The following is a 19,645-nucleotide window of genomic DNA, read 5'->3' as shown; positions in this document are numbered from 1 at the left end:
CGACTCGTCTCCTCGGACGCCCGTGGCAGTGAGTCAAGACACAGACTATGCCTACTTCTGCTTTTTCACAAGACCTACTTACGTCTTTTTGTGGACAAAGTATGCGAACTTTCGCACGCTGAAGTTACCGACGAGGAATGCTTGAATAGGACAATGACCCGACCGTCCACGACTCCGGCCACCGCGGGAGAGGTATTCACGCTGATACGCAGCGGTTCCGCGACCACGCGCAGCGAGATCGGGAAGCTCACCGGCCTGTCCAGGACGGCGGTATCGGCCAGGGTTGCAGCACTTCAATCGCTTGGTTTGATTGCCGATGACGACGAGGGCCCGTCGACGGGCGGCCGGCCGCCGTCCACTCTCACCTTCGCGAACTCGTCCGGCGTGGTTCTCGTCGTGGCAATCGGTCGATCGCGGGCACAACTTGCCGTCACCGACCTGGCGGGCACGATCCTCGCGGCAGAAGACATCGACAAGTCGGTCGGGGTCGGCCCCGACGAACTGATGCCCGAAATTGCCGAGCATCTTTCGTCACTACTGGCCCAGGTCCACCGCGCGTCTACCGAGGTCATCGGAATCGGACTGAGCATTCCCGGAACGGTCGACGTCGCCGCGGGAGCAAGCCTCGACTCTCCGATGATGGCGGGGTGGGACGGAGTCGCGCTTGCCCCCTATCTGGCATCGGTGACCACGGCTCCGCTGTTCGCGGACAACGATGCCAACGTGATGGCTCTGGCCGAATTGAGCGAGCGACGCGAGAGTGCGCCCAACCTCCTGATGATCAAGGCGTCAACCGGCCTCGGCGCAGGAATCGTCATGGGCGGAGTCCTCCAACGCGGTTCACTCGGAGCGTCCGGCGAGATCGGGCATACCAAAACCGCTGCAGCGCGGGGCATGAAGTGTCGCTGCGGCGACGTCGGCTGCGTCGAAACCGTCGCCAGCGGTTGGGCTCTCGTGCACGCCCTCCGAGATCAGGGCCGAAGCGTCGGTCACGTGCGTGATGTCGTCCGCCTCGCCCTGGACGGCGACAGCGAAGCCCGCCGGCTCATCAGAAGCAGCGGCCGACTGATCGGCGACGTCATTTCCGGCGCGGTCAATCTCCTCAATCCCGAGGTCCTGATCATCGGCGGCGACATGGCCGAGGCGGACGAACTCTTCCTCGCCGGGCTTCGGGAGTCCGTCTACGGCAACGCAACGGCGCTTGCCACCCGAAAGCTTCAGATCGCTTCGGTCAGCCACGGCGCACAATCCGGCATCCTCGGTTGTGCGGTTCTCGTCCTCGACCATCTGCTCAGCGCCAGGGAAATCGATCTGCGGATCGCGGCGTCACTCCACACGTGAGTCGCTGACTTCTCGCACGCTCCGCATCAAACAATCAGACTTTTCCGGCATCGCTTGTGTTGACGCTCACACTTCTGCATAATTCATTACCTACCGATCATTCGGTTGCCGATATCGACGATGAGATCGCGCAGGAACGCTCCGAGTCAGCCAAAAGCATGCACCGAGCACACCGGCAACGTCGCAGATCGAACAGCGTTTCTCCCCTGTTCCGACTTCGCAGTTTCACCGTGTCGGTGAACCACGTGACTGGCAGAAAGTAGCTCGATGACCACAACCAGAACTGGCACCAAGCCCGCCGCGAAGGAATACGACCGCGCCGCGATGGCGTCGATGGTCGGCACCACCGTCGAGTGGTACGACTTCTTCATCTACGCCCAAGCTGCCGCCCTGATCTTTGCCGACCTGTTCTTCAAGCCGATGGGCTCGGCCGGCCAGATCGTCTCCTACGTCACGGTCGGCATCAGCTTTGTCTTCCGTCCGCTCGGTGCCATCGTGGCCGGCTATCTCGGCGACAGGCTCGGCCGCAAACGTGTCCTGGTCGCGACGTTGGCGATGATGGGTGCCGCGACGGTTCTCATCGGTGTGCTGCCGACGTATGCATCGATCGGAATCTGGGCACCGATCCTGTTGATCCTGCTTCGCGTCGTCCAAGGATTCTCGACGGGCGGCGAATGGGGCGGGGCCGCTCTTCTTGCCGTCGAACACGCACCCACCAAGCGTCGAGGATTCTTCGGAGCGTTCGTACAGATGGGAGTACCGCTCGGAATGTTGCTCGCCACCGGCGTTTTGGCACTGTGCACGTTCACCCTCACGGACGAACAGTTCACCACCTGGGGATGGCGAGTGCCGTTCCTGCTCAGCGTCGTGTTGATCGGCGTCGGCTTCTACATTCGAAGCAAGGTCAGCGAGTCACCCGTATTCGCCGAACTCAAGGAACGCCGCACCGAGAGCAACACGCCTATCCGAACTCTGTTCAAGAAACACCCGAAGCAGGTCGTACTCGCTGCGCTGTCCTTCATCGGCACAAACGGCAACGGCTACATGGTGATCGGCGGATTCATCGTCGCGTACGCAACCAAGACCTATGGCCTGGGTAAGACCGAACTCCTGATTGCCACGCTCGCAAGTGCCGTCACGTGGGGCGTTTTCACCATGATCGGTGCCTACTGGTCGGATCGACGCGGCCGCACCACGGTGATGAACGTGGGCAACCTCGCAATGGTCCTCTTCGCGGTGCCGTTCTTCCTCCTCGTCGACACCGGGAATCTCGGCTGGATCTACGTGGCGATGATCCTGTTCTCGGTCGGACTCGGGCTGTCGTACGGACCTCAACCCGCGTTGTTCGCCGAACTGTTCCCGGCTTCGATCCGTTACAGCGGTGCGTCGATCTCCTACGCGGTAGGCACCATCTTCGGCGGCGCCTTTGCTCCCACCGTCGCACAGTGGCTCCTCGGCAAGACCGGTGGCACCCTTGCCATCTCGATCTACCTCGCCCTGCTGGCCGCGGTCTCGTTCGTCGCCACGATGCTCATCAAGGATCGATCAGGACGAGACCTGATGGTGTGATCGACCTGAATGTGGACGCCCAACGGCGTCGCGATGCCGGAGTTTGTCAGCCGAACTTTCGAATGGCGAACTCCGGCAACTTCTTCGCAGCATTCGCTGTACGCACGATCTTGTGGTTCTTGCCTCGCATCAGCGCCAACTGAATCCGCGACTCGATCCAGAACGCACCGCGAGGCGAGCGGTTCCAGGTCTTGTGCAGCAAGGTCTTCGTTGCTGCGACGGCATCCGGCGAGCGAGTCGTGATCTGCGACAACAGTTCCTGTGCCGGTTTGATCGGATCGTCGCTGACTCCGCTCACGAATCCCCACTCGAGAGCCTGATTTCCGTCGAACAGTTCAGCAGTCATGGCAAGGCGCTTCACGACGTCCATCGTCGCGAGTTCGCGCATCGTGACCGTTCCGGTCATGTCGGGGATCAATCCCCACTTCGCCTCCATCACCGAGAACGTGCAATCGGGCGTGGAGAATCGAAAGTCTGCGGCGAGCGCCAATTGCAGTCCACCACCGAAGCAGTGCCCGTGAATGACCGCGATGACCGGAACGGGCAATTCGCGCCACACCCAGCACGCGCGTTGAAAGAGGTTGGTCTTCTGACCGGGAAACTTCGCGAAGGCCTTCGCCATGCGCCTCGGTTGCTTACCCGCAGAGGCGAAGTCCAACCCGGCCGAGAACGCGTCACCCGCGCCTTGAAGAATCACGCCCCGGATCGAACGATCAGCTTCGATAGTTCGAGCGGCGTCCACCAGGGCGTCGAGCATGTCCAGATCGAGACCGTTGAGTTTCTCCGGTCGGCTGAGCGTCACGTACGCCACCGACTGCACTACCTCGACACGAACGCGATCACTCACGGCTACTCCTTCGGTTAGACGGACCCCCGACGAACTTACCTGAGAGTAAGTTCGTCGGGGGTCCGTCATGCCATCTCCGCAAGAAGTTCCATGGTCACTTTGCCGGCAGGATCCGAATCAGTGGATGAAGGCACGGCCACGACGGAGTCCACTCCCGCCGCTCGGTACGCCTCGAGTTGCTCGCGGGCATCGGCCGGAGTCCCGACGATTCCCACCGTTGCCACCATCGCGTCCGAGACCTGGCTCAAGAGCTCGCGCGGCGCGGCCCCGGCCCTGGCTGCCTCGATCACATCAGCGAAGCCCGCGCGGACGAACATGTCCGAGTACCCCGGAGCAGCCAGATACGGTACGAGCCCGCGTCGAAGTTGATCGATCGACACCTGTGACGGTCCATTCTCGGCGACGGCAGCCGGTGCCCACACCGACACGAAAGGCATGCCGGTTTCCAACTCGGCAGCGATTTCCTTGCACCGTGTGATCAGGCGCCCCGCTTGCTCCGGGCTGACCAGATTGAGCACCAGTTCGTCGCCCAACTCCACCGCGGCCCGAAGCGCCTTGTCCCCGAATGCCGCAACGATCAGCCGGCCGCCCGGCGGTTGAAGTCGCAGCCGGTATCCACTGGTCCGCATCACCGTGCCGGCGACTTCACCCCGCTCGCCGTTCATGAGCGCTCGCACACCGCGGGCGGACTCCGCGAGCGCCCGAGCTGCCCCGGACCTGCTTCGTCCATGCCATTTTTCGACCACGACAGTGCTGGACGTACCCAAGGCGATCGACACGTGGCGCCCGGTGAGATCGGCCACCGACGCCGCCCCGATCGCGATCATCGCCGGATCACGAACCGTCACCGCGAGTGGGCCGACCACCAGTTCGGAGTACTCGAAGCCGACGCCGACCGACGTCGCCAGAGCAAAGGCGTCGTACGTCGCCATCTCCCCCACCCACACTCGGCCGAACCCGAGTTTGTCGGCGAGGCGCGCGGTAGTGGTCACCTCCCGCGGCGGACGGTCCTGCCACAACCCCAGGGAGATGTCGATGGTCGGCAAACCTCTACTCGAAGTCGGAGACAAGACCCATTCCCTTCAACAGTGTCGGACGGTCGTAGTACTCGAGCCACTCGGTGATCCGTCCGTCTGCCATGCTGAGGATTCCGACAACAGGAACGACGCCATGGGTACCGTCGAAGTGGAAGTCGTCCACTCGCTGCACAAATACCCTTCCGTCGATCACGCCGAGAGACTCGATCTTCAGTGTGATCCGTTCACACTTGCTTGCCAGTAACGCAATTCGGCCCGCAACGGCCTCCTTGCCGACAAGAGGTTCCTGCATGACACTGTGGAGCACACCGTCCTCGGCGAACAAGTCGACGACGCGTGTCCAGTCCATGACGTCCCACGCCTGGAACATCTCACGCGCCAACGCAAGCTTGTCACTGTCGTTCATCACACTCATGCCACACTCTTCTGTCGAAGCTCACGCTTGAGGATCTTTCCGGTCGAATTGCGCGGCAGTTCTTTCCGAATCTCCAGCCGCTCGGGAAGTTTGTACGACGCGATGCGCTTGTCCTTCAGGAACGCAACCAGAGCATCGAGTTCGAGTTCCGTCTCGGGTCGAAGTGTCACCACTGCTGCGACGCGCTCACCGAGTACTTCGTCGGGGTCGCCGATGACGGCCACATCCGCAACGGCCGGATGCTCGGCGATCAATCCCTCCAGTTCGGCTGGGGCGATGTTCATTCCACCGCGGATCACCAGGTCCTTGCCTCGATCCAGGTAGCGTAGGAATTGTCCGTGATCACCGGCAATCTCGAAGATGTCGCCGGTGCAGAGGAATCCGCGCTCGTCGAACGGAGACGGCCGATCGCCGAGATAGCCGGCAAAGACCGTCGGTCCGCTGATTCGCAACTCACCCGGGTGCCCGACTTCGGTGATGTCCTCGCCGGTGACCACGTCGACCAAGCGCACGTCCATCCAGTCGGAGATTCTGGTGCTCCAGCGAAAGTTCTCGACACCGAAGCGGGGGAAGTACCGTGCGCGGTCGTCCGGATCCGGCATGTCCGCAGGCGAGGAGAGCAGACTGATGCCTTCGTTGGATCCGAAGAAGTTGATGACTCCGATTCCGTATCGCTCCTGCCATCCCCGGACCATCGGAGGTTGCAGTGGCACCGAACCCGAACCGATCCGAGTCAAGCTCGACAGGTCGACCGCCGCGAGCATCGACTCGTCGGCGAGCAGCATCCACAACAGCGCAGGCGGCGCTACCGTGTACGTCACGCGCTCGGCCTCGATCTGCCCGAGGAATACTCGAAGATCGAACGGGTGGTGCTGTACCAGTACACATCCCGTGCGGATCCACGGCAGGAACATTCCGTTGATTCCGGCCATGTTGACCATCGGGAACGGGTTCAACAAGACGTCGCCGACGACGATGTCGGGAGCGTCGATCGTGGCCCAGCAGATGGCCAGCCACTCGTAGTGCGAACGTGGGACCCCCTTCGGTTCGCTTTCGGTCCCGGAGGTCCAACAGATCGTCATCGCATCGTTGGGGTCGTTGGGATCTTCGGTGATTCGTACATCCAATTCACTGCGCTGTGTTTCGGTGGCCGCCCGAGGACTCAGCCCCACGACGCCGGTAGGAAGCTCAGCCGGAAGCTCTGATTCGGGAGCGTAGGCGAACACCGATCTCAGAGAAGGAATCCGGGATCTGATTGCAGCGATCTCCGTAGCAGGGAGTCTGTCACCAAAACTGGGTACGGTGACAAATGCTGCAAACGCCGCCTGGTTTGCCATTCCTTCCACTTCACGTTCGCGGTACTGCATGGGCAACGGCGAGACCACGATCCCCAGAGACCACGCTGCAAGGTAGACCTCGACCAATTCGACGGTATTGGGCATCTGCACGCCCAGAACATCTCCCCGGCCCAAACCCACCTCGGAGAAGCCGGCAGCGAGCGCGATGACTTCGCTCTCCAGTTGGTTCCAACTGAGGCGTCGCGAATCTCCGCCGGACAACTCGCTCCGGTTCGCCGGATCAACCACGGCAAGTTCGTCACCGCGTACCCGCACCTGCGCCCGGAACACCTGATCGATCGTCTCGTCGGACCACCACCCTTTCGAGGTGTATTCGTCCACCTTGACGCGAGGATGCAATCCCCTGTGTGCCTTGTTCATTCGCGTACTCGTTTCAGTTCTCGTAACGGCCGGAAATGTCGATCACGTCGCCCTGCTTCTCGAACGCCTGGGTAGCGGCGTTCCATTCGAACGGCTGGAATGCCAGGATTCCCAATGCATGGTCCGCGGTCATCGTGAATTTGATTCCGTCGATGAACATCGGCGGGTGGTAGTCCTGCGTTCGTGCGGCACTCATGATGCTGGCGCGTGAGAGTCCGTCAGACGACTCAGAGGCCCGAGTGAAGTTGTCCACCAACAGGTCACCGATGGCCCAGCCGTTCACGGTGTAGCTGTTGGTCGGGGAATCGGCACCGTGAGCAGCCGCACCGGCCAGGTAGTCACGTACCGCCGCGTCGTCCTTGTAGAGGGCGTTGTTGGGATCCTTGAGCCACACCATCACCTGCTGCCCGTCGGCAGCATCACCGGCGGGCGCATACAGCGTCGCACCGTCGACGCAGTTCGACGGTTGAATCACGGTGTCGGGCTTCCATCCGACACGTCCGATCGCCTGAGTGATCGCGAGGCAATCGGTGGTGACACCGGCCACCACCAATACCTCGGCGCCACTGGCTTTGAGGGTCGATGCCGCCGTCTTGGGGTCGGTCAGCGCCTCTTCGGCTGCGATCTCGAAGTTCGTTCCTTCGATCGCGGACTTGAAGCCGTTGGCGATCCCTTGTCCGGACTCGGTCTGGTTCGTGGCCAAGGCAACCTTGGCGCCGCTCGGATACTTCTTCTTCAGGCTTTCGACCACTACCTCCATCTCGACGCCCGGATCCGGTAGATACTCCGTGGTCCACGGAAAGTCTTCGATCACCCGGAACTCGGGCATGCCTGCCTGCGCGAAGAGCAGCGGAACACAGGCAGTGGTCTGGTCGTCCGCGATGGCGTTCAACTGGCCTGCTCCGAACGTGCCCAGAACGTCGACCTTGTCCTTCTGAATGAACTCTCCGACATTGGCTTTGGCGCGCTCCGGGGAGAAGGCATCGTCCTTGACCACGACGTCGAGCTTGACGCCGCCGACGCCGCCGGCCGCGTTCTCGACCTCGAACCGTGCTCGCATTCCTTCGATCACGTTGCCGACCGCGTCGGCGAGCGGGCCGGACGTCGGCCCACTCCACCCCACCGTGAGTTTGTCGGTGATCGGCGCCGCGGCACCACTGGGATCGCTGCAGTCGTCGACCGATACTGCTCCGGCCGAGGTCGACGTGTTGCTCTCTGCGTCGGAGTTACCTCCGCAGGCCGAAAGGAGTAGTGCCGCAGCGGCGATGACTGCGGGAATCGTGGTCTGCCTTTTCATATCGTCCAGTTCCTTGCTGTGAGTTGAGAGAAACGAGAGTGGGCGAGGGAGACGGCGCTCAGGTGCGGGGTTCACCCTCGCGATACCTGGGATGATCTGCGGGAACCACGAGGACAAACCGTCGGAGAACGCTGTTGATCCGGCCGACGATTCCGTCCGGCATCAAGAACACGATCACGATCAGCACCGCGCCGAACACCACTCCCGACACGGGGCCGTCGGTGACGCTTCCGGTGTAGTACGGCAGGAACACCACTGCCGTCGCCCCGACGATCGGGCCGAATTGCGTTGCGATTCCGCCCAACACCAGTCCGGTGATGAACTCGATCGACTTCATCAGCGAAAAGGACTCGGGTGAGAGCGCGCCGATGTACATCGTGAACAGCGAACCTGCCAGACCGGTGATCGCGCCGGAAAGTCCGAAAGCGAGAATCTTGACCCGCGCGACGTTGATGCCGTTTGCACTCGCCGCAATCTCGTTGTCGCGCACCGCAACCATTGCCAGACCGAATCGACTCTTGACGAGATTGCGGATCAGGAGCATGACCACTGCCAGCGTCACTACCGAAACCCAGAAGATCCAGAGATAGGTGTCCGCGCGGGTCAAACCCGTCCATTTCGGCGGGACCAGAAGATTCGCACGAACGACCATGCCGGCCGCGCCACCGGTGAGATCCCCGGTCTTGCGGATCACTTCGGGAAACGCCACAGCGACGGCGAGGGTAACGAGAGCCAGATACAGCCCCTTGATCCGCAACGAGGGAAGCCCGACGAGAAGTCCTAGTACGAAACACAATACGACGGCCATCGGGATTGTGGTCAACGGCGAGTATCCGCGATCGACGATCAGAACGCCGGTCGTGTACGCGCCGAGGCCGAAGAAGGCAGAATGGCCGATCGACAGAAGTCCGGTGTACCCGCTGACGATATTCAGTCCGGCGATGGCAATCGCGATGATGAAGACACTCGTGAATTGCCCCACGCGAAACGGCGCGCTCTGCGACACGAGGAGCAGGGCACAGACGGCAGCCACCAGCAGAACCAGTTGGAGTATCCGGTACGACGTCGATCCGGCAACCACCACACGCGGCTGCCTGACTGCCTTTTCGGCGACCGCGGGTTCATTTCTCTCGGCAAGCGTCGTCATACCCGCTCCAGTTTCTTGGTACCGAACAGTCCATTGGGTCTGACGAAGAGGATCACCACGATGATCAGTAGCGCGGATGTCTGCTGCAGCGAACCGCCGATGACCGAAATGTAGCCGCTGAGCATCGATTCCAGAACACCGATCGTCAACCCACCCACAACTGCGCCGACAAGACTGTCCAGACCGCCGAACAGCGCTGCCGCAGATGCTGCGATGAAGATCGGGAACATGGTCGTGAGGCCGAGTTGTTGCGGCGAGAGCGGAGTGACCAGGACACCGGCCAGTGCGCCGATCGCTGCCGCAACACCCCAGCCGATTGCGAGTATCCGGCTGGTCGGAACTCCGGCGAGAGTGGCAGATTCGGCATTGTCCGCGACGGCACGCATGTGCAGACCGACTCTCGTCTTGCGAAAGAGCAAGGACATCAACACAAGTAGGACAACGAGCGCAACCAGTACGCCCAGTGCGTCGCCGTACACGCGCGCGCCGCCCACCGAGATGTAGTCGGTGGGACCGTTGGGAAACGGGCTCGGCATGATCTTCGTTTCGCTCCCCCACAGCATTCCGGCCAACGAGTTGAGCCCGGTGAACAATCCCAGTGCCACTATCAGCACTGCCATGTCACTTCTACGTTGAACCGGCCGGATGAGCAGACGCTCCATCAACGCCCCGAGCAGGAAGCCGAGAGCGAGAGCCGCTCCGATCGCGGCCCAGATCGGCCAGGACATCGTTGTGAGCCACCACGCCACGAAGGTTGTGAACAGGGCCAACTCGCCCTGAGCGAAGTTGATCGTGCCGGTGGCACGGAACACCACCACGAGTGCCAGCGCGAGAATTGCGTAGATCGAGCCGTTGGTCAATCCGGAGATGAGTCGTTCGAGAAAGAGTGTCACCGTTTACTCCTGGTACCCGAGATAGGCGCTGCGCACGACGTCGTCCGAACGAAATTCCTCGGGCGTGCCGGCAGCGACGATGGTGCCTACGTCGAGCAGGAAGACCTTCGACGCGAGTTTCATCGCGAGATCGGCATTCTGTTCCACGATCAGCAGTGCAGTTCCGTCGCTCCGGTTGATCGCACCGAGCGTGTCGAACAATTCGGCGATGACGATGGGCGCCAGACCCAGGCTCGGTTCGTCGCACAAAAGCAGGGTGGGACGGCTCATCAATGCCCGCGCGACCGCGAGCATCTGCTGTTCACCGCCTGACAGCGAACCGGCCAACTGTGTGGACCTCCTCGCGAGCACCGGAAATGTCTCACACCACCGCTCGATGTCGGCCTCGATCTCCGCCTTGTCGTTGCGAAGCGCAGCGCCGACGAGCAGGTTGTCACGTACCGACAGTTGACCGAGAGTTCCACGGCCCTGTGGGACAAGGCTGACGCCGGCGGCCACGGCGCGTTCAGGTTTGGATCCGAGCGGCGAACCGTTGAAGGTGATCGTTCCCTGGTGCGGAATCAATCCGGCAAGCGCGCGCATCATGGTGGTCTTGCCGGCACCGTTCGCGCCGAGAACAACAGCGACCCCGCCGGGTTCCACGTCGAGCGACACCCCGTGCAGTACATTGCCTCGCCCGTAACCGGCATGCAGATCATCGACGCTCAGCAGGCTCATGCCGCTCGCCCCAGATAAGCATTGATCACGGCGTCGTTCTGCTGGATCTCCGCCGGAGTACCTTCAGCGATCTTGTGGCCGAAGTTCAGTGCGACAACGTGATCGGAGATACCCAGCACCAATCCCATGTGGTGTTCGACCAGAAGCGCTCCGAAGCCGAAGTCGTCGCGGAGCGAGACGATCAGTTCTCCCAACTCCTTGACTTCGCTGTGTGTGAGCCCGCCGGCGGGCTCGTCGAGCAGAAGCAGCGAAGGCTCGGACATCAATGCTCGTGCCAGTTCGACGCGCTTGAGTGTTCCGAACGGAAGGCCTGCTGCCGGCGCGTTCGCGACGTCGACGAGTTCGAGGCGTTCGAGCAGGTACCAGGCCTTCTCTCGCAGTTCTCGGACTCGGGCGCGCGCTGGAGGCCAGCCGAGAAGCCCGCTCGCCAGTCCGAAGCGGCCCCGAGACGATCCGCCGACCATGGTGTTGTCGAAGACGCTCATGCCGCTGAACAGTGCGAGATTCTGGAAGGTCCGAGCGATCCCTGCAGATGCCAATGCATAGGGCCGCAATCCCAAGAGGTCGGTTCCTTGCCAGGTGATGACACCGCGACTCGGTTCGTAAATCCTTGTGATGCAGTTGAACAGCGTGGTCTTACCAGCGCCGTTCGGCCCGATGAGTCCGCAGATCTGGCCGGCGTGGACGTCGAAGCCGACGTCGTCGAGAGCCGTGACTCCGCCGAATTCGATCGATACATCGGAGAGCGTGAGTACGACCGGGTCATTCGCAGGTTGTGCGGGTGGTGTGTTTCCAAGCATTGGTTTCACCTCCTCGTGACACTTCAATTAACAGTGTGATAGAGATTACTACAGTAAACAGAGGCACTTCGTCAACGTGCGGCCCCCGATCCGGAGCCGAGAAGGGACATCATCGTGAGGTCCAACAACATTCACGCAGTCGACAGCGGCGGGGGCCCAGACGTCAGGGACTACAGCCCGGTCGACGCGCTCGTCGCCAAGCAGGAAATCTACGAGGTACTGGCTCGTTTCCTCCGAGCCGCAGACCGCGGCGACGTCGAGGACGCCAGGCGGTGTTATCTGCCCGGCGCAACCGAAGACCACGGGGGTGTCTTCACCGGCACCGCCGACGACTACATCGACCACATCGCCGGGGCCATCACCCACCCACGGTCACTGACCACCCACGCGATGACCAACGTCTTGGTCGAACTCGACGGGGACACAGCACACGTCGAGTCCTACGTGCTTGCCTTCGCGCGAATCAAGCACTCGGACGGCATAGCCGACACACTCACCTCGGCGCGCCTGATCGACCGCTTCGGCTACGAGGACGGCAGGTGGGGAATCCGCCACCGCGCACTGCGGTGGGACTGGAACCACGACATGGCCACAGCCGAAGGCTGGATCTTCGGGATGCTCGCGCCTGAAACGTCTTTGAAGAAGAGCAAGAAATTTCCCGACGACCTCATCTACACACGGCAGACACAGGAGCACTCATGACAAGGTTTCGCGGAACGCCGATAGAGGGCGCGACTGTCCTCGTCACCGGCGCCAATCGAGGGCTCGGCTTGGCCTTCGTCCAACAGGCGAAGTCGATGGGTGCCGCCAAAATTTATGCAGGGGTGAGAAATCCCGACGAGGCGCCCGCCGAGCTGCGATCCACCGGAGCACACATCGTCGAACTCGACGTGACCGATCCAGGACTCGTCGATGCAGCGGCCAGGGCGTGCGGTGACACCACAGTGGTCGTCAACAATGCCGGACTGTTCACCGGGAATCGGTTGATCGAGGCCGACGACCAAGCGGCTGCGCGAGCCGAGATGGAGGTCAACTACTTCGGGCCTCTGACGATGATCCGCGCCTTCGCGCCGGTACTCGCCGCCCGCGGCGGAGGATCGATAGTCAACGTCCTGTCGGTGGCCGCAATCGCTCCGACCGCCTTCATGGGTGGCTATTCACCGGCCAAGGCGGCTGCTCTGTCGCTCGGCGGCATCGCTCGCGCCGAACTCGAACCGCACGGCATCACCGTCACGTCGTTGATCGTCGGCAGCGTCGACACCCGCATGGCGTCACATGTGCAGGGCCACAAGGAAAACCCTCTCGACATCGCGGCAACCGGACTCGCCGCCATGCAACGCGGCGAGTGGACGTGCGACACCGATTTCATGGCAATCGACGCGCGTGCGCGCCTGGCCCGCGATCCGATTCGGTACGAACGCGGACTGGGCAAGCTCCTCTTCGCCGGCGAACTGACCACCCGATCATGAGCGATCCGATTCGTGTTGCCCAGTGGGCGACCGGCGCCATCGGCAAGACCGCGCTACGCGGAATCATCGATCGTCCCGACCTCGAGTTGGTCGGCCTCTACGTGTACAGCGACGCCAAGGCGGGTCGAGACGCCGGTGACATCGCCAGACGAGCACCGACGGGGGTGATCGCTACACGCGACGTGGACGAGATCATCCGCTCGCGCCCACAGGTTCTCATCCACAGTCCGCGGTTGCAGATTCCGTACGAACGCCACGACGACGATCTGTGCCGTCTGCTTCGCGCCGGGATCAACGTGATCACGACGGCCGGGCAGCACTTCCCCCGCGCACACGGCACCGAACGCGAGCACATGTTCGCCCAAGCATGCAAGGAAGGCGATTCGACGCTCTACGGGGTCGGCGTGAGCCCAGGTGTCATCGGCGAGCGATTGGCGTTGGCGCTGACGGGAACATCGATCGAACTCGACCGAATTACGATCGACGAGGTGCTCGACGCTCGCGGCATGCCTGACCCCGACTTCGCGTTCACCGTCATGGGAATGGGTTCGCCCCCGGAGGAACTGGACGGAACCGGGCCGTTGCCCTCGCTGTACGCGTCGCTGTACCTCGAGACCATCGCGTTCATGTGCGAGCGCCTGGGCGTCACCTACGACGAGGTCGTGTCCGATCACAGGGTCGTTCCGGCACGTACGGATCTCGACGTCGCCGCCGGACGCATCGCCGCGGGAACCGTCGGAACCACCGAATGGCGCTGGCACGCAATAGTCGACGGAAAGCAGTTCCTCACCCTCGCCATCATCTGGACCATGGAACCTGATCGCGACGAATACGCGGGACGGGACCAATGGGAAGTCCACCTCTTCGGCAAACCCGAGATCGTGATGACCGTCAACCTGGTCGAACCACAAGATCCGAACAGTCGCACGACAGCCGGTCAGTTCATCACTGCAGGCCCGGCACTACGCGCCGTCGAGCATGTACTCGCTGCTCCCGCCGGCATTTTCGAACCCCCTGTCTTTGCCCCCTTCAGATTGGAGCATTCAGCATGACAACTCAGCCGACGGCCGTAGGTTCGACTGCCACCCGTGAACCTGCTACCCGTGAACCTGCCGTCCGTGAACCTTCCGTGAACGCGCTCCTGCCCGACGGTCGCCCCGTGCAGAATCTGGAAGACTTGCTGCGCAGCCGGGCGATTGCCAGTCCGGAGAGCACCGCCGTCATCTCCGATGACGGGCGTACCAGTTTCCGCGAACTCGACATCGAAACAAATCGTGTCGCGAATGCACTTCTGCGCGATGGTGTTCGACCCGGCGACCGGGTGGCGTACATCGGGGCCAATGCACCGTCTTTCCTCTCCGTCCTGTACGGATCTTCGAAGATGGGCTCGATCCTGACGGCCGTCAACAATCGGCTGGCACCGGGCGAGGTCGACTACATCCTGAGCAACAGCGAGCCGACCGTCGTCGTACTCGGAGCAGGCGATGAGGGCCTCTCCGACGTCGCCGCGGCGGTCGGTAGCGTCCGTACCGTCGTCACGGTGGATGGCGTCGGAAACTCGATCTCGTGGAACGACTGGCTTTCCGGTGTCGGCGACGACGATCCGGGGTCGTCGCGCCGCCCCGACGACACAGCGCTGATCTTCTACTCGTCGGGAACCACCGGTCACCCCAAGGGAATCGAACTCACCGGCGCCAACCTCGGCCGTGCCCTCGCCACCATGTATCACCTGCTCGATCTCGACACCGACTCCGTGGCTATGTGCCCGGTTCCGTTCTTCCATGTGGCCGGACTGGGTCTCGCCCTGGTCACGACGCTCGGCGGTGGCGCTCTACTGCTCGAAACCATCGCCGGACCTCTCGAACTCGTCGCGCTGATGCAGGAGTACAAAGTCACGCATGCGGTCGCCGTTCCCGCGGTGATCAGCGTCCTGACCTCCCTTCCGGCTGTGCGCGAGGCAGATTGGAGTGCCCTGCAGTTCCTGGTCTACGGAGCCGCGCCGATGCCACTGCCCCTGTTGCAAGACGCGACCGAGGTCTTCGGGTGTAGTTTCCTGCAGGCATACGGACTCACCGAGTCGACCGGCGGCGTCACCATGCTGACCCCGGAAGATCATCGGGCGACCGACGAGTCGACCGCGCATCGGTTGAAGTCCGTCGGGCAGCCGATGTTCGGAGTGCCCATCCGCATCGTCGATCCCGTGACGCTCGAAGACGTCCCGGTCGGTACCCGCGGCGAGGTCGTCATCGGCGGCGCTCACGTCATGAAGCGTTACTGGCGTAACGAAGCAGCAACTGCGGCCACCATGTTGGACGGCGACTGGCTTCGCACCGGAGACGGCGGATCGTTCGACGAGGACGGCTATCTCTACCTCCACGACCGCCTCAAGGACATGATCGTCTCCGGCGGTGAGAACGTCTATCCGGCCGAGGTGGAGAGTGTTCTCTCCGGGCACCCCGGCATCCGCGAGGTCGCGGTAGTCGGCGTTCACTCCGATCGGTGGGGTGAGACTCCCCTTGCCGTGGTCGTTCGAGCTGCTGATTCGGATGCAACCGAAGCGGAGATCATCGAGTGGTCACGCGAGCGACTGGCTCACTTCAAGTGCCCCAGTGCGGTTCGGTTCATCGAGGAGCTGCCACGCAACGCTAGCGGGAAGCTGCTCAAGACTCGTTTGCGACAGGACTTCGCTTGAGTCCATGACACGAATTCGGGGCCGGTCGCTTCGAGCGATCGGCCCCGATTTCTGTCGTTCGATGTGAAGCACGCTCAGCGTGGGTGAATCCGGAATTCCACGCCGCCGACACTCAGCCCGGGCTCGACGGCAGACGCGCCGCTCGACGCCGCCAGATCGATTGCAGTGAGCATCGACCGCTCCCCCGGAACGAACGACACGACGCGTGATCCCAGCCTGATCGAGAGTGGTTGCGCCGAGACCGGTTTCTTTCCGAACACTTCGGCCCACAGCGTCGCCGTCCTGGCCGGATCGGGCGAGGACACGTCGACGCCGAGGATGTCGTCGACCCAGGGATCGAGGGAAACCTCCTTCTCCGTCTCATCCCAGAACCACTCGTCGGCGTCGGGAATCTCGTCGAGTTCTACGAGCAGTCCGAGATCACCGGGATGAAGTTGGACGATCCGGTGACCGTAGGCCTCGAGATCGGCCACCGTCCGAACATCGGCCGCAGCTGCACGTTCCAGATAGGGCTCGATGTTCGAAACCTGGATCGAGAGTGCATAGCCGCCCTCCCCTCCGCCCTTGCGGATCCATCTCGCCAGCGAGACCGTCTCGTCGAGCGGTGCGACGATCTCGAGAAAAGTCTGCGGCCCGACGGCTAGGGTCTCGTCGGCCAAACCGATGTCTTCGAGCAGTGGATCCGCGAATCCTGGTGCCAGATTCAATGCTTCACGCAATTGTTGACCGGTCTTGTCCAGGTCTCGTGCACCGATCACAACCTGCCGCAGGATCTCCCACGTGCCCGCGTCGTGCGTGCCCGTCACAGTCCGACCGCTTCGGCGGCTGTGTCGGTACTCTGCCAGCGTCGGAGCTCGGCGCCCGGCGCCCACGTCGAGTGGGTGCCACTCGAAATTCGTTCGGGAAGGCGAAGTTTGCACAACGGTCCGTCTCCGACGCGGGCAGCGTCGAAGATCAGGCAGAAGGACGCGTCCTCGTTCATGTCGGTGGTCAACGTGATGAGATAGCCGTCGTCTTCGGCGGTACCACCCACGCGCGGCGCCATCGAGGTCTCGCTTCCATACACGCCGTCACCGAAGGAGAATCGTTCCTCGTTCCCCGTCAGCAGGTCGTGTTTGACCAAGCCGTCGAACAGGAACCACGACGGTTTACCCGAAGCCGCATAGGCGTATCGGTACTTCTCGCCCGCGAAATTGCTGTTCATCATGCCGAATTCAGTGATCGAGTCACTGAGTTGCTCTTCACGCGTGGCTCCGGTGGCCAGGTTCAAACGCCAGCGGTGAAGCCGGGTCTGCATGCGATCGAGAGCGAGGAAACGGAAGGCGCGTTCCCACTGATTGCCCATACCGTTGTCCGACGGTTCCGGATCACCCTGGTAGAAACCGTCCAGAACAATCTCGTCGCCCTCTTCGTAGGCGTTCACGAAGTGCAGGACGTAGGTCGAATCGGCTTCGAACCACTTGATGTCAGAGGTATTTCCGCGGCGTGGGATGACTCCGAGACGCAGCGGGATATCGGGATGGAAATTCGCGACGTGCGCGCCCTTCTCCAGCAGAACCGGATCCCAGAACAAGGGGCAGTCGTTGAGGATCGCGTAGTTCTCCGTGAAGGCCATGTCGTGCGGCAAGCGCGGACCGGGAAGTGGGACGTCGACGTAGTGGACCAACTCGTTGGCCGAGTCCACGACGCCGTAGTGCATGTACGGCGCTTCCTTGCTGTAGTTGAAGAACAGCATTTCTCCGGTCTTGTCGTCCACCTTCGGATGCGCGGACACACCCCATTCGAAGGGGAACTTGCCGTTCCAGCTTTCCTTTCCGAGTGTCTCCGCCGACATCGGATCGAGACGATACAGATCTCCGCACTGGTAGAAGCTGGTGAGAGCAGTCCCACGGTGAACGACGACGTCGGTGCTGGACGCGTCCTTCATCCGGGTGCGCGCACCCTTGCCGCCCTCGGGGCGACTGAGTTTGGGAGACTCGGCAAGCCCGGCCCACAACGCAGCGCCGGCATCCTGCTCTGCCGCCAAGCCGTCGGTACGTACGAATCGGTTGCGGTAGAACGACTCTCCGTCGCGAAAGCCCACGATGTGAATCATGCCGTCACCGTCGAAGGGGTGATACGCCTTCATCGAGGGATGGAGCGGATTCTCGGTGTTACGCAGGTAGACACCGTCGAGGTCTTTCGGAACCTCACCGAATACGACTTCGAGGTTGTCCGCTTTGAACTCGGTGGTCTGGGGTTGCCACGGGCCGGTGCGATACGGGTGATCGTCATCGGCGGGAAGGGTGGACAACAACTTGCCTACGATTTCGACGTCCATGGAATTCTCTTTTCGACTGATGGGGAAGGGCTGGGTTGGGCTGCACTTTCAGGAAACTGCGTCGACGACAAAACTGACGGTGGTGGCCGTACTTCCACCGAAGTTGAGCGTCGCAAAGCGGCTCGCACCCTCGACTTGGAAACCGCCGGCCGTTCCCGTCACCTGATGGGCCGCGTCGAGAAGCATTCGAACACCACTGGCACCCACCGGATGACCACCGCCGATCAGACCGCCGCTGGGGTTGATCGGTAGCTTGCCGCCCATGGCGATGTCACCACTCTCGATGGCTTTCCACGACTCGCCGGGCGCGGTCAGACCGATGTGGTCGATCGCGAGATACTCACTCGCCGTGAAACAATCATGTGTTTCGATCCCGTCTATCCCGGCCAGGTCGACTCCGGCCCGGGAGAAGGCACCCATCACCGCATCCCGAACGTGTGGCATCACGTAGGGATTATCGGCGTCGCGGGCAAGCTTCTGCTCGAGACCTAAACCGACAGTTCGATGACCCCAGCCCGCGATGTGGGCCAGCGGAGTCGCCGTGGCGCCAGGGTGTTCACGCAGGTACTTGTCCGTCACCAGCACCATCCCGGCGCCACCGTCGGTCACCTGGCTGCAATCGAATCGTCGAACACCACCTTCCACAACGGGATTGGTGGTGTCGTCACCACCCGCATTTCCGAGTAGATCGGGCACCGCCCAACCGCGTGTCTGCGCGTTGGGGTTGTTCTTCGCGTTTGCGAAGTTGATCTGCGAGATCGCGCGAAGGTGAGATTCGTCGATCCCGTAACGCCGCCCGTACTCCTTCGACACACGGTCGAACATGTACGGCCACATGAATTTTGCTTCCTGACCTTCGTGTCCGACCCAGGCTGCGGCGCCCAGATGGCCGGCCGCGTCATCACCCGGAACCGTCTTCTCCAGTTCGATACCCATCACCAGAGCCGCGTCGTAGTTGCCGGCGCGCAGGTCTGCCATCGCTGCAAGTACAGCGATACTGCCCGATGCGCACGCCGCCTCGTGCCGAGACGAGGGCACACCCCACAGGTCTGGATGCACGGTGGCGGGCATCGCGCCCAGCTGACCTTGGCCGGCAAACAATTGCCCGAAGGCATTACCGACGTGGATCACCTCTATGTCGGTGGCAGGAACCTTCGCCGCGTCCAGGGTGTGGTTCACCACCTCTTCGGCAAGGTTCGCGAAATCGAGTTCCTCACGGGTGAAGTTTCGTGCGAAGTCGGATTGATACCCGCCGAGAATCCAAATGTTCGAAACAGTCATGACCTCTCCCCTTGCCGATCCGGCCTCGGTGACGTCACCGAGATACCCGTGCAACGGCGGTTGTAATTTCACCGCAACCGTACTACAACTAGCAGAGTAACT

18 protein-coding genes are annotated in these 19,645 nt (G+C 62.1%); 6 read left to right on the top strand and 12 right to left on the bottom strand.

Annotated elements, in window-relative coordinates; all coding sequences use genetic code 11:
• The first annotated feature begins 153 nt into the window (after positions 1–153).
• Together P3G66_RS04525 and P3G66_RS04520 are read left to right on the top strand one after the other, a co-directional pair.
• On the top strand, positions 154–1,341 hold the full coding sequence (locus P3G66_RS04525) for an ROK family transcriptional regulator (protein ID WP_003946405.1): 1,188 nt from the start codon (positions 154–156) through the stop codon (positions 1,339–1,341).
• Between the two features lie 267 nt (positions 1,342–1,608).
• A complete protein-coding gene (locus P3G66_RS04520) occupies positions 1,609–2,910 on the top strand; it encodes an MFS transporter (RefSeq protein ID WP_099698277.1) in 1,302 nt (433 codons plus the stop codon).
• A gap of 46 nt (positions 2,911–2,956) precedes the next feature.
• On the opposite strand, the gene P3G66_RS04515 is transcribed toward P3G66_RS04520, so the two are convergent.
• From P3G66_RS04515 to P3G66_RS04475, 9 genes are all read right to left on the bottom strand, one after another.
• Positions 2,957–3,757 carry a crotonase/enoyl-CoA hydratase family protein gene (locus P3G66_RS04515; RefSeq protein WP_276116243.1) on the bottom strand — a complete coding sequence of 267 codons (801 nt, stop codon included), beginning with the start codon at positions 3,755–3,757 and terminating at the stop codon, positions 2,957–2,959.
• A gap of 65 nt (positions 3,758–3,822) precedes the next feature.
• Positions 3,823–4,827 carry an LLM class F420-dependent oxidoreductase gene (locus P3G66_RS04510; RefSeq protein WP_235808373.1) on the bottom strand — a complete coding sequence of 335 codons (1,005 nt, stop codon included), beginning with the start codon at positions 4,825–4,827 and terminating at the stop codon, positions 3,823–3,825.
• Positions 4,808–5,209 carry a nuclear transport factor 2 family protein gene (locus P3G66_RS04505; protein ID WP_054825548.1) on the bottom strand — a complete coding sequence of 134 codons (402 nt, stop codon included), beginning with the start codon at positions 5,207–5,209 and terminating at the stop codon, positions 4,808–4,810. Before P3G66_RS04505 ends, P3G66_RS04510 begins: the two co-directional genes overlap by 20 nt.
• Entirely contained in the window at positions 5,206–6,927 is a 1,722-nt protein-coding gene (locus tag P3G66_RS04500; RefSeq protein WP_276116242.1) for a class I adenylate-forming enzyme family protein, read from the bottom strand. The genes P3G66_RS04505 and P3G66_RS04500 overlap by 4 nt, the downstream gene beginning before the upstream one ends.
• Before the next feature lie 13 nt (positions 6,928–6,940).
• A complete protein-coding gene (locus P3G66_RS04495; protein WP_003939841.1) occupies positions 6,941–8,224 on the bottom strand; it encodes an ABC transporter substrate-binding protein in 1,284 nt (427 codons plus the stop codon).
• Positions 8,225–8,282: 58 nt separating this feature from the next.
• Positions 8,283–9,371 carry a branched-chain amino acid ABC transporter permease gene (locus P3G66_RS04490; RefSeq protein ID WP_276116241.1) on the bottom strand — a complete coding sequence of 363 codons (1,089 nt, stop codon included), beginning with the start codon at positions 9,369–9,371 and terminating at the stop codon, positions 8,283–8,285.
• Positions 9,368–10,264, bottom strand: a complete 897-nt coding sequence (locus P3G66_RS04485) for a branched-chain amino acid ABC transporter permease (RefSeq protein ID WP_003940241.1) — start codon at positions 10,262–10,264, stop codon at positions 9,368–9,370. Before P3G66_RS04485 ends, P3G66_RS04490 begins: the two co-directional genes overlap by 4 nt.
• Before the next feature lie 3 nt (positions 10,265–10,267).
• The gene (locus P3G66_RS04480; protein ID WP_003939931.1) at positions 10,268–10,981 is read right to left on the bottom strand and encodes an ABC transporter ATP-binding protein; all 714 of its coding nucleotides are present in this window, start codon (positions 10,979–10,981) and stop codon (positions 10,268–10,270) included.
• On the bottom strand, positions 10,978–11,781 hold the full coding sequence (locus P3G66_RS04475; RefSeq protein WP_003940309.1) for an ABC transporter ATP-binding protein: 804 nt from the start codon (positions 11,779–11,781) through the stop codon (positions 10,978–10,980). Before P3G66_RS04475 ends, P3G66_RS04480 begins: the two co-directional genes overlap by 4 nt.
• A 114-nt stretch (positions 11,782–11,895) precedes the next feature.
• Here P3G66_RS04475 and P3G66_RS04470 point away from each other — a divergent pair, with 114 nt between their 5' ends.
• The 4 genes from P3G66_RS04470 to P3G66_RS04455 are packed head-to-tail and all read left to right on the top strand — an operon-like array spanning position 11,896 to position 15,942.
• A complete protein-coding gene (locus P3G66_RS04470) occupies positions 11,896–12,483 on the top strand; it encodes a nuclear transport factor 2 family protein (RefSeq protein WP_003939789.1) in 588 nt (195 codons plus the stop codon).
• Positions 12,480–13,250, top strand: a complete 771-nt coding sequence (locus tag P3G66_RS04465) for an SDR family oxidoreductase (RefSeq protein ID WP_003940078.1) — start codon at positions 12,480–12,482, stop codon at positions 13,248–13,250. Before P3G66_RS04470 ends, P3G66_RS04465 begins: the two co-directional genes overlap by 4 nt.
• Positions 13,247–14,302, top strand: coding sequence for a dihydrodipicolinate reductase (locus P3G66_RS04460; protein WP_003940172.1), 1,056 nt, complete (start codon positions 13,247–13,249; stop codon positions 14,300–14,302). Before P3G66_RS04465 ends, P3G66_RS04460 begins: the two co-directional genes overlap by 4 nt.
• Positions 14,299–15,942, top strand: a complete 1,644-nt coding sequence (locus P3G66_RS04455; protein WP_276116239.1) for a long-chain-fatty-acid--CoA ligase — start codon at positions 14,299–14,301, stop codon at positions 15,940–15,942. The genes P3G66_RS04460 and P3G66_RS04455 overlap by 4 nt, the downstream gene beginning before the upstream one ends.
• A gap of 74 nt (positions 15,943–16,016) precedes the next feature.
• On the opposite strand, the gene P3G66_RS04450 is transcribed toward P3G66_RS04455, so the two are convergent.
• The 3 genes from P3G66_RS04450 to P3G66_RS04440 are packed head-to-tail and all read right to left on the bottom strand — an operon-like array spanning position 16,017 to position 19,543.
• Entirely contained in the window at positions 16,017–16,748 is a 732-nt protein-coding gene (locus P3G66_RS04450; protein WP_276116238.1) for a hypothetical protein, read from the bottom strand.
• Positions 16,745–18,262, bottom strand: a complete 1,518-nt coding sequence (locus P3G66_RS04445) for a carotenoid oxygenase family protein (protein WP_276116237.1) — start codon at positions 18,260–18,262, stop codon at positions 16,745–16,747. Before P3G66_RS04445 ends, P3G66_RS04450 begins: the two co-directional genes overlap by 4 nt.
• A gap of 48 nt (positions 18,263–18,310) precedes the next feature.
• On the bottom strand, positions 18,311–19,543 hold the full coding sequence (locus tag P3G66_RS04440) for an acetyl-CoA acetyltransferase (protein WP_276116236.1): 1,233 nt from the start codon (positions 19,541–19,543) through the stop codon (positions 18,311–18,313).
• Positions 19,544–19,645: the final 102 nt, after the last annotated feature.

It is taken from the genome of Rhodococcus sp. C3V (genome assembly GCF_029269915.1).
In the GTDB taxonomy this organism is placed as follows: Bacteria; Actinomycetota; Actinomycetes; order Mycobacteriales; family Mycobacteriaceae; genus Rhodococcus_F; species Rhodococcus_F qingshengii.
This window is presented reverse-complemented; position numbering and strand designations above follow the sequence as displayed.

Coding starts and splice junctions, on each gene's coding strand:
- P3G66_RS04525 (WP_003946405.1), top strand. CDS start 154: ATGACCCGACCGTCCACGACTCCGGCCACCGCGGGAGAGGTATTCACG.
- P3G66_RS04520 (WP_099698277.1), top strand. CDS start 1,609: ATGACCACAACCAGAACTGGCACCAAGCCCGCCGCGAAGGAATACGAC.
- P3G66_RS04505 (WP_054825548.1), bottom strand. CDS start 5,209: ATGAGTGTGATGAACGACAGTGACAAGCTTGCGTTGGCGCGTGAGATG.
- P3G66_RS04500 (WP_276116242.1), bottom strand. CDS start 6,927: ATGAACAAGGCACACAGGGGATTGCATCCTCGCGTCAAGGTGGACGAA.
- P3G66_RS04495 (WP_003939841.1), bottom strand. CDS start 8,224: ATGAAAAGGCAGACCACGATTCCCGCAGTCATCGCCGCTGCGGCACTA.
- P3G66_RS04490 (WP_276116241.1), bottom strand. CDS start 9,371: ATGACGACGCTTGCCGAGAGAAATGAACCCGCGGTCGCCGAAAAGGCA.
- P3G66_RS04480 (WP_003939931.1), bottom strand. CDS start 10,981: ATGAGCCTGCTGAGCGTCGATGATCTGCATGCCGGTTACGGGCGAGGC.
- P3G66_RS04475 (WP_003940309.1), bottom strand. CDS start 11,781: ATGCTTGGAAACACACCACCCGCACAACCTGCGAATGACCCGGTCGTA.
- P3G66_RS04465 (WP_003940078.1), top strand. CDS start 12,480: ATGACAAGGTTTCGCGGAACGCCGATAGAGGGCGCGACTGTCCTCGTC.
- P3G66_RS04460 (WP_003940172.1), top strand. CDS start 13,247: ATGAGCGATCCGATTCGTGTTGCCCAGTGGGCGACCGGCGCCATCGGC.
- P3G66_RS04455 (WP_276116239.1), top strand. CDS start 14,299: ATGACAACTCAGCCGACGGCCGTAGGTTCGACTGCCACCCGTGAACCT.
- P3G66_RS04445 (WP_276116237.1), bottom strand. CDS start 18,262: ATGGACGTCGAAATCGTAGGCAAGTTGTTGTCCACCCTTCCCGCCGAT.
- P3G66_RS04440 (WP_276116236.1), bottom strand. CDS start 19,543: ATGACTGTTTCGAACATTTGGATTCTCGGCGGGTATCAATCCGACTTC.